Annotated in this window: 10 protein-coding genes; 4 read left to right on the top strand and 6 right to left on the bottom strand. The window is 65.6% G+C overall.

What is annotated here, in order from left to right:
• Positions 1–276: 276 nt before the first annotated feature.
• Genes rpsN through rpmB form a run of 3 tightly spaced genes read right to left on the bottom strand, consistent with a single transcriptional unit; the run spans position 277 to position 988 of the window.
• A complete protein-coding gene (gene rpsN / locus VXJ37_RS20580; protein ID WP_015938870.1) occupies positions 277–582 on the bottom strand; it encodes a 30S ribosomal protein S14 in 306 nt (101 codons plus the stop codon).
• A gap of 2 nt (positions 583–584) precedes the next feature.
• The gene (gene rpmG, locus VXJ37_RS20575) at positions 585–752 is read right to left on the bottom strand and encodes a 50S ribosomal protein L33 (protein ID WP_013602737.1); all 168 of its coding nucleotides are present in this window, start codon (positions 750–752) and stop codon (positions 585–587) included.
• Complete coding sequence (rpmB, locus tag VXJ37_RS20570) at positions 752–988, bottom strand: 50S ribosomal protein L28 (protein ID WP_018763944.1); 237 nt, start codon at positions 986–988, stop codon at positions 752–754. Before rpmB ends, rpmG begins: the two co-directional genes overlap by 1 nt.
• 315 nt (positions 989–1303) lie before the next feature.
• On the opposite strand from rpmB, the gene VXJ37_RS20565 reads away from it, so the two are divergent.
• Genes VXJ37_RS20565 through VXJ37_RS20555 form a run of 3 tightly spaced genes read left to right on the top strand, consistent with a single transcriptional unit; the run spans position 1304 to position 4102 of the window.
• Positions 1304–2770, top strand: a complete 1467-nt coding sequence (locus VXJ37_RS20565) for a ferredoxin reductase family protein (RefSeq protein ID WP_331324860.1) — start codon at positions 1304–1306, stop codon at positions 2768–2770.
• Positions 2767–3300, top strand: coding sequence for an FMN-binding protein (locus VXJ37_RS20560; protein WP_331324859.1), 534 nt, complete (start codon positions 2767–2769; stop codon positions 3298–3300). Before VXJ37_RS20565 ends, VXJ37_RS20560 begins: the two co-directional genes overlap by 4 nt.
• Positions 3284–4102, top strand: a complete 819-nt coding sequence (locus tag VXJ37_RS20555; protein WP_331324858.1) for an FAD:protein FMN transferase — start codon at positions 3284–3286, stop codon at positions 4100–4102. The genes VXJ37_RS20560 and VXJ37_RS20555 overlap by 17 nt, the downstream gene beginning before the upstream one ends.
• Before the next feature lie 20 nt (positions 4103–4122).
• Here VXJ37_RS20555 and VXJ37_RS20550 read toward each other — a convergent pair whose 3' ends face one another.
• On the bottom strand, positions 4123–4884 hold the full coding sequence (locus VXJ37_RS20550) for an SGNH/GDSL hydrolase family protein (RefSeq protein WP_331324857.1): 762 nt from the start codon (positions 4882–4884) through the stop codon (positions 4123–4125).
• 44 nt (positions 4885–4928) lie between these two features.
• Entirely contained in the window at positions 4929–5414 is a 486-nt protein-coding gene (locus VXJ37_RS20545; protein ID WP_331324856.1) for a MarR family winged helix-turn-helix transcriptional regulator, read from the bottom strand.
• A 59-nt stretch (positions 5415–5473) separates the two neighbouring features.
• Here VXJ37_RS20545 and VXJ37_RS20540 point away from each other — a divergent pair, with 59 nt between their 5' ends.
• Positions 5474–5779, top strand: coding sequence for a YciI family protein (locus VXJ37_RS20540; protein ID WP_331324855.1), 306 nt, complete (start codon positions 5474–5476; stop codon positions 5777–5779).
• On the opposite strand, the gene VXJ37_RS20535 is transcribed toward VXJ37_RS20540, so the two are convergent.
• Positions 5776–6621, bottom strand: a complete 846-nt coding sequence (locus tag VXJ37_RS20535) for an SGNH/GDSL hydrolase family protein (protein WP_331324854.1) — start codon at positions 6619–6621, stop codon at positions 5776–5778. The two genes, VXJ37_RS20540 and VXJ37_RS20535, sit on opposite strands and share 4 nt — an antisense overlap.
• Positions 6622–6721 lie beyond the last annotated feature (100 nt).

The raw sequence follows: 6721 nt of genomic DNA, 5'->3' as shown, positions 1-6721 counted from the left end.
TTAGAAAACAATACACGCACCCCGCCCCCACCGCAAACCGGGCAACCCGGGGCTGGTAATCCCCGGGATTCCGCGGCGAAACCCGCGGCCAGGTACCCAAGCAGCCTACCGGCGTCGTCATTCCGCCCTGTGTGCTGCCGCACATGCTCCAAGGGGCGCGGTGCCCAGGGGTTTCGACAGGCTCAACCACCGACTACCGGATGGGTTAAACGCAGAAGGGCCGGCAACCCTAAGGTTGCCTGCCCTTCTCAAGCAGCTGGAATCAGCGGTGCTGGATTACCAGGAGGACTTGGTGATGCCCGGGAGTTCGCCTCGGTGTGCCATGTCGCGGAAACGGACACGGGAGATGCCGAACTTCTGGAAGGTGCCACGGGGGCGGCCGTCGATGATGTCGCGGTTACGCAGACGGATCGGGGACGCGTTGCGGGGCAGCTTCTGCAGGCCCAGGCGGGCTGCTTCGCGTGCTTCGTCGGTTGCGTTTTCGTCAACCAGGGTCTTCTTCAGTTCGAGGCGCTTGGCAGCGTAACGCTCAACGATGACCTTGCGCTGCTCGTTGCGAGCAATCTTGGACTTCTTAGCCATGTTTAGCGCTCCTCTCGGAATTCGACGTGCTGGCGGATCTTGGGGTCGTACTTCTTCAGGACCATGCGGTCCGGGTCGTTACGACGGTTCTTGCGGGTTACGTAGGTGTAACCCGTGCCCGCGGTCGACTTGAGCTTGATGATGGGACGTACGTCCTTGTCCTTAGCCACTAGAGCTTCACCCCACGAGCCAGAATGTCGGCGACGACTGCGTCGATGCCGCGCACGTCGATGGTCTTGATACCACGTGCAGAAACCTGCAGGGTGACGTTACGGCGCAGGGACGGAACCCAGTAGCGCTTCTTCTGGATGTTCGGATCGAACCGACGCTTGTTGCGGCGGTGCGAGTGCGAAATGCTGTGCCCAAAGCCCGGCTCGGCCCCGGTCACTTGGCAGTGTGCTGCCATGACTTCTCCTCAAGAATTGAAAGTAATGATCCGCATATCTGCTGCTGGACCATGCTGCCAAGTGCGACCCACAGAATGTACGGGCAACGGTTAGTTACGCAACTTGAGCCCCTAACTACCGGCCACCCTGGAGAAAATTACCGGGCAACCGGAGCAATTGCGCACGCTCCGCGCACTTAGCGCCTACCAAGTCTACGAGTTGACGCAATTAAAGACCAATCGGGTGTATAAGAGGCCGCGGGGGGCGCAAAGGCACAGGTTGGGCTGGCCCCTATTCACAGCAGGGACATAGCTTCCCCCCACATCTTTAGATGCATGAACACACAGCTCCTGCCGGCATCACCGGCCGCAAGCAGCTCCGGCCGCCCGGAGCTTTCCCCCGGGAAAAGACCGCCCCGCGGCTGGTTCGCCCGCCAGTACCGGCAGCGCATGCTGCGGGCGGACCTGCTTACCGTCATTGCGTGGGCCTCCGTTGCCGCTGCCATCGCACTGTGGCTTGCCGACGGCGGTGCCACCAACATTACTTCCCCCGCCTCCCTGTTCACGGCTGCGGGGATCGTGGCCGGGCTGGCGGGCATGGACCTGGTCCTGCTCATGCTGCTCCTGACCGCAAGGATTCCGTTCATCGACCGCACCATCGGCCACGACCGTGCCCTCGAGTTCCACGGCAAGCTGGGCAAGCCCTCCCTTTACCTCCTCCTGGCACACGGCCTCCTGCTCGTCATCGGATACGGCATGGCCGAGGGGCTGGACCCTGTCAGCGAGGCCGTCAACCTGTGGGTCCAGGTCCCCGATATGTGGCTGGCCTTCGTGTCCATGGCGCTGTTTATCGCCGTCGTCGTGACGTCCCTGGTGGCTGTCCGCCGTCGTTTCCCCTACGAGTTCTGGTACGTCGTGCATCTGCTGACCTACGCGGCGGTCGCAACATCAATCCCGCACCAGTTCAGCGTGGGCGGCCTCTTTGCCGCCGGCACCTGGCAGTGCTGGTACTGGCTGGCCATCTGCATCTACACCGGCAGCGCCCTGGTGTACTTCCGCATCCTGGAGCCGGTGCTGGCCACGGCGCGGCACCAGCTCACCGTGTCCCGGGTGGAGGCTGTGGCGCCGGGCGTGGTGAACATCGTGATGCAGGGCCGGAAGCTGGACCAGCTGGCTGGGACGGGCGGCCGTTTCTTCATCTGGCGTTTCCTGGCCCCGGGCATGTGGTGGCACCCCCACCCCTTCAGCCTGTCCGCAGAGCCGGTTTTCAATGGTCCCGACGGCCAGGGGACGCTGCGGGTGACCGTCCGCAACCTTGGCAGCGGCTCCGCCCAGCTTCTCCGGCTGCGGAAAGGCACCAAGGTGGCCCTGGAAGGCCCTTACGGCCTGCTCAGCACGGCCGCCCGGACGAAGAACAAGGTGGTGATGATCGGCGCAGGCATCGGCATCACGCCCCTGCGGGCGCTGCTGGAAACCACCCCGTTTGCCCCCGGCGAGGCCACGGTCCTGCTCCGCGGGCGCACGGAGCAGGAGCTTTACCTGGGCAGCGAAATCCTTGACCTCTGCCAGTCCCGCGGGGTCAGGCTCTTCCACCTCACCGGTCCGCGGGCCCGCACCAAGTCCCCTTGGCTTCCCGAGGATGCAGTGCAGAACGGCTACAGCCTTACCTCCTACGTGCCGGACATCAGGGATGCGGACGTCTACGTCTGCGGTCCCGCAGCGTGGGCGGCCAACGTCATAGCGGATGCCGGGAAAGCCGGCGTCCCCGGGGAACAGATCCATCACGAAAGGTTTGACTGGTGAAATTACGCGGAACAGTCGCAGCAGCTTTGGCCTCCGCCGGGATCCTCCTGGCTGGTTGGCAGACGGGCACCCAGGTCAACGGCATCAGTACCGTTGCATCAAGTACGACGGCGACAGGCACCACAGGTTCCACCGGCCCGGGGTCATCCGGCACAGGGTCGTCCGGCACGGGTGCGTCCGGATCCACGGGGTCCGGGGGCGGGTCGGGTTCGTCCAGCTCCTCAGGGTCCTCCGGTTCCCCTAACTCCTCTGCCTCGGGCACCTATAAGGGCAGCACCGTGCAGACGCGCTTTGGTCCGGTCCAGGTCCAGATCACGGTGGCAAACGGCAAGATCACCGATGTCACGGCACTCCAGCTGACCAATTCGGACGGCAAGTCCATGCAGATCAGCAACCGCGCGGCCCCCCTGCTTCGCAGCAAGGTCCTGGCCGCGCAGTCAGCAAACATCCAGACCGTCAGCGGCGCCACCATCACCAGCGACGCGTACCTGACCTCACTCCAGGCAGCCCTCGATGCAGCGAATCTCTGACCCCCTGCCGGGCACCGGCGACACTGTCCTCAAGGCCCGCACTTTTGAATGCATGGGTACGGTCATCGGCCTGACGCTGCCGGTGGGCAACCCGGCGGAAGGGCACGCGGGGCCCGACGAGCTCGCTGCCGCAACCGCCGTCGTCGAACTTCTTTTCCGGGACCTGGACGAAACCTTCAGCCTGTACAGGCCCGATTCGGAAGCAGGCAGGCTGGCCCGCGGTGAGCTGAAGCTGTCCCAGGCCTCGGCCCGGATGCGCGAGCGGTACGCCGAGGCGCATGAATGGCGCCTGCGCACCGAGGGCGCGTTCACCCCCGAAAGGCCCGACGGCGTGCTGGACCTGTCCGGGATTATCAAGGGCCACGCCATCCGGGAGGCGGGAACCTCGCTCCTGGCGTTGGGGCGGCGCGATTGGTGCCTCAATGCAGGTGGCGATGTGCTGGTCAGCGGCTCACCCGCGCCCGGCAGCGGTGAAGCGTGGAAGGCCGGAATCGTGGACCCCGCGGACCGGCGCACCCTCATCACCGGCTATCCGCTGGGCGGGAACAGCCCGCACCGCGCGATCGCCACCTCGGGCTCTGCTGAACGCGGTGAGCACATCTGGCGGGTGGGAACCAGCGCCGAGTTTGTCCAGGTCACGGTGGCCGCCACGGATATCGTCACCGCTGATGTCCTGGCCACGGCGATTGTTGCCGGCGGAACGCGGATGCTGGACCGGGCCGCCGACAACTGGGACGTCGCGGTGCTGGCCATCCGCGCCGATGGTTCGATGCTGGCGACGCCGGCCTTTCAACCGGCCTGATGGCCCTGCCGGCGCTCCCGCTAGAGGCGGGTGAGCTGCGGATACCGTGGCTGCAGGTTGTCCCCGGATGACTTGCCGGTGACACGGCGGACCACCCACGGCGCGGCGTACTCACGGAACCACTGCGCGTTGGCGCGGAGGGCCTCTGCGCCGCTCAGTTCCGGCACCGGCGTCATGGGCGGGACATCGATGGAGTGCTCGTATTTGAGGACCTCAAGCACGCGCTTGGCCATGTTGGCGTGGCCGGCTCCGGACATGTGCATCCTGTCGTGCGCCCACATGCCCCAGTCGTAGTACTCGCTGAAGCGCCAGTAATCCACCAGCAGGGCACCGTGGTCCCCGGCGATCCCGCGGACCAGTTCGTTGTAGATGGCGGTGCGGCCGCGCATGGTGCCGAAGACCTTGGACCCCCGGGCATCGAAACCCGTAAACATCACCACGGCGGCGCCGGTGGCGGCGAGCTTCCCGACGGCGTCGTTGTATCCCACCAGCAGGTCGTCGATGTCCACCTTGGGGCGCAGGATGTCATTGGCACCGGCGTAGATGGTCACCAGGGTTGGATTAAGTCCGACGGCGGCGTCCACCTGTTCGGCCAGGATTTGCCGGAGTTTCCTGCCGCGGATGGCCAGGTTGGCGTAGCCGAAGTCCGGATCGGCGGCGCAGAGCTGTTCGGCCACCCGGTCCGCCCAGCCGCGGACACCGTTGGGGCGCGAGGGGTCGTCGTCACCCACGCCTTCGGTGAAGGAATCGCCGAGGGCCACGAACCGGGAAGAAAAATCCATGCGGTCAGTTTGCCACCCGTTGCCGGAAGCAACCAATCAGCAGGTCAGCTTTTGGTTTCCCGCAGGATCCAGTGGTCCTTGTCCAGCCGTCCCACTACCTTTTCCCCGATCCGGGCCAGGTCCAGAACTTCCTGCTCGGTCAGGGCGTCAAGGAACAGGTCGCGCACGTCCTCGACGTGCGCCGGGGCCAGGCCCACAATGGTGGCCATGCCTTCATCGGTCAGGTGGGCCGTGGTGACCCGCGCGTCCGACGGGTGCGGGCGGCGTTCCACCCATCCGCGCTTCTGCAGCTTGGTCACCACGTGGGAGAGGCGGGACAGGGAGGCGCTGCTGCGGGCAGCGAGTTCGCTCATGGGCAGGAACCGGTCCTCGGCTTCGGAGAGCATGGCCAGGACGGTGTAGTCGAAGAGGGACAGCTTCCCCGCCGTGTGCAGCCTGGTGTCGAGGGCCGCCGGCAGCAGCGTATTAATGCTCACCAGTGCCAGCCAGGCACGGCGTTCGTCGGCGGTCAGCCAGCGGGGTTCGGTCATGGTTGCCATTCTACGATTGATCTTTCAAGTAGCCCGTCCGGCCCCAGTAGGCTTGGCCCATGTATGTTGTCTCCCTGACCTACCGCGTGCCCCAGGAGATCGTCGACTTCCACAACGACGCGCACATTGCTTGGCTGCAGAAGGCGTTCGACGACGGCGTCTTTATCGCCGCCGGCCGCAAGATCCCCCGCACCGGAGGGTTGCTGCTGTCGCAGGCAGAACGGGAAACTCTCGACGCCAGCCTGGCGCTGGACCCGTTCTACACCAACGGCGTGGCCGACTTCGAGGTGCTGGAATTCCACGCCGGCCGGGTGGCGCCGGGGTTTGAAAACCTGCTGGACACCCCTCCCCCACCTGCCCCTTAAGGCCCGGCGCCGCCGTCGTACCTTTCCGCCGCCAGCTTCTTCAACCCGCCCTTCCGGGGCACCTTCACGGGCGCCGGCCAGCGGGGGGTGAGGGTGTCCCCCAGGGTGACGCCGCGCAGCTTCCGGCCGAAGAGCGGCAGGACCCAGTCGTGGACCCAGCGCCGCTGGCGCCGTTCCCATTCCCGCAGGGTCATCCTGGGCGGTACTTCCCAGTCCTTGGGCTTGATTTTGTGCGGCACCCCTAATTGGTCCAGTACCTGCCCGGCCAGGTACTTGTGCCCTGCCTTGGACATGTGGAGCCGGTCCGAGTCCCACATCCGGCGGTCGTGGAAGGCGTCCAAACACCAGTAGTCCACCAGGACGGCACCGTGAGTGTTCGCGATCTCCCGTACCCGCTGGTTGTAATACGTGTTGCGCTTCTTCAGCGGTTCAAGCAGCGCGGACACCTTGACGTCGAACCCGGTGAAAAGCACCATGGTGGCCCCGGTGGCGGCGAGTTCCGCAACGAGTTGTTCGTAGTCCGCCATCAGCGCGGGCATGTCCGTTTTCAGGTCCAGGATGTCGTTGCCGCCCGCGTAGAGGGTGACCAGGGTGGGCCGCATCCGCACGGCGGGCTCCAGCTGCTCGTCGATGATGTGCCGCAGCCGCTTGCTCCTGATGGCCAGGTTGGCGTACCTCCACCCGGGCTGCGCCTTGGCAAGTTTCTCCGCGACCCGGTCCGCCCACCCGCGCACCCCGTTGGGCAGCCGCTCATCCCGGTCCCCCACACCCTCGGTAAACGAGTCACCCAGGGCAACAAACACCCGGCGCCCGGAGTCAGGAAGGAAGGGTTCAGGCACCACTGCCCCAACCTAACGGGCCAAGGAAAAGCAAGGACGACGCCGGGATGAACAGCAGGTGAGCGGCGTTGCGGTAATACGGGCAGGATCTGATGGGGCGTAG

Source organism: Pseudarthrobacter phenanthrenivorans (assembly GCF_036455295.1).
GTDB lineage: Bacteria > Actinomycetota > Actinomycetes > Actinomycetales > Micrococcaceae > Arthrobacter > Arthrobacter phenanthrenivorans_C.
Note: the sequence above shows the minus strand (reverse complement) of the source record. Positions and strands in the feature narration are given on the sequence as shown.

What these genes read in the sequence shown, in the direction of transcription:
- rpsN (WP_015938870.1), bottom strand. Translation starts at nt 582, where the DNA reads ATGGCTAAGAAGTCCAAGATTGCTCGCAACGAGCAGCGCAAGGTCATC.
- VXJ37_RS20555 (WP_331324858.1), top strand. Translation starts at nt 3,284, where the DNA reads ATGCAGCGAATCTCTGACCCCCTGCCGGGCACCGGCGACACTGTCCTC.
- rpmB (WP_018763944.1), bottom strand. Translation starts at nt 988, where the DNA reads ATGGCAGCACACTGCCAAGTGACCGGGGCCGAGCCGGGCTTTGGGCAC.
- VXJ37_RS20545 (WP_331324856.1), bottom strand. Translation starts at nt 5,414, where the DNA reads ATGACCGAACCCCGCTGGCTGACCGCCGACGAACGCCGTGCCTGGCTG.
- VXJ37_RS20565 (WP_331324860.1), top strand. Translation starts at nt 1,304, where the DNA reads ATGAACACACAGCTCCTGCCGGCATCACCGGCCGCAAGCAGCTCCGGC.
- VXJ37_RS20550 (WP_331324857.1), bottom strand. Translation starts at nt 4,884, where the DNA reads ATGGATTTTTCTTCCCGGTTCGTGGCCCTCGGCGATTCCTTCACCGAA.
- VXJ37_RS20540 (WP_331324855.1), top strand. Translation starts at nt 5,474, where the DNA reads ATGTATGTTGTCTCCCTGACCTACCGCGTGCCCCAGGAGATCGTCGAC.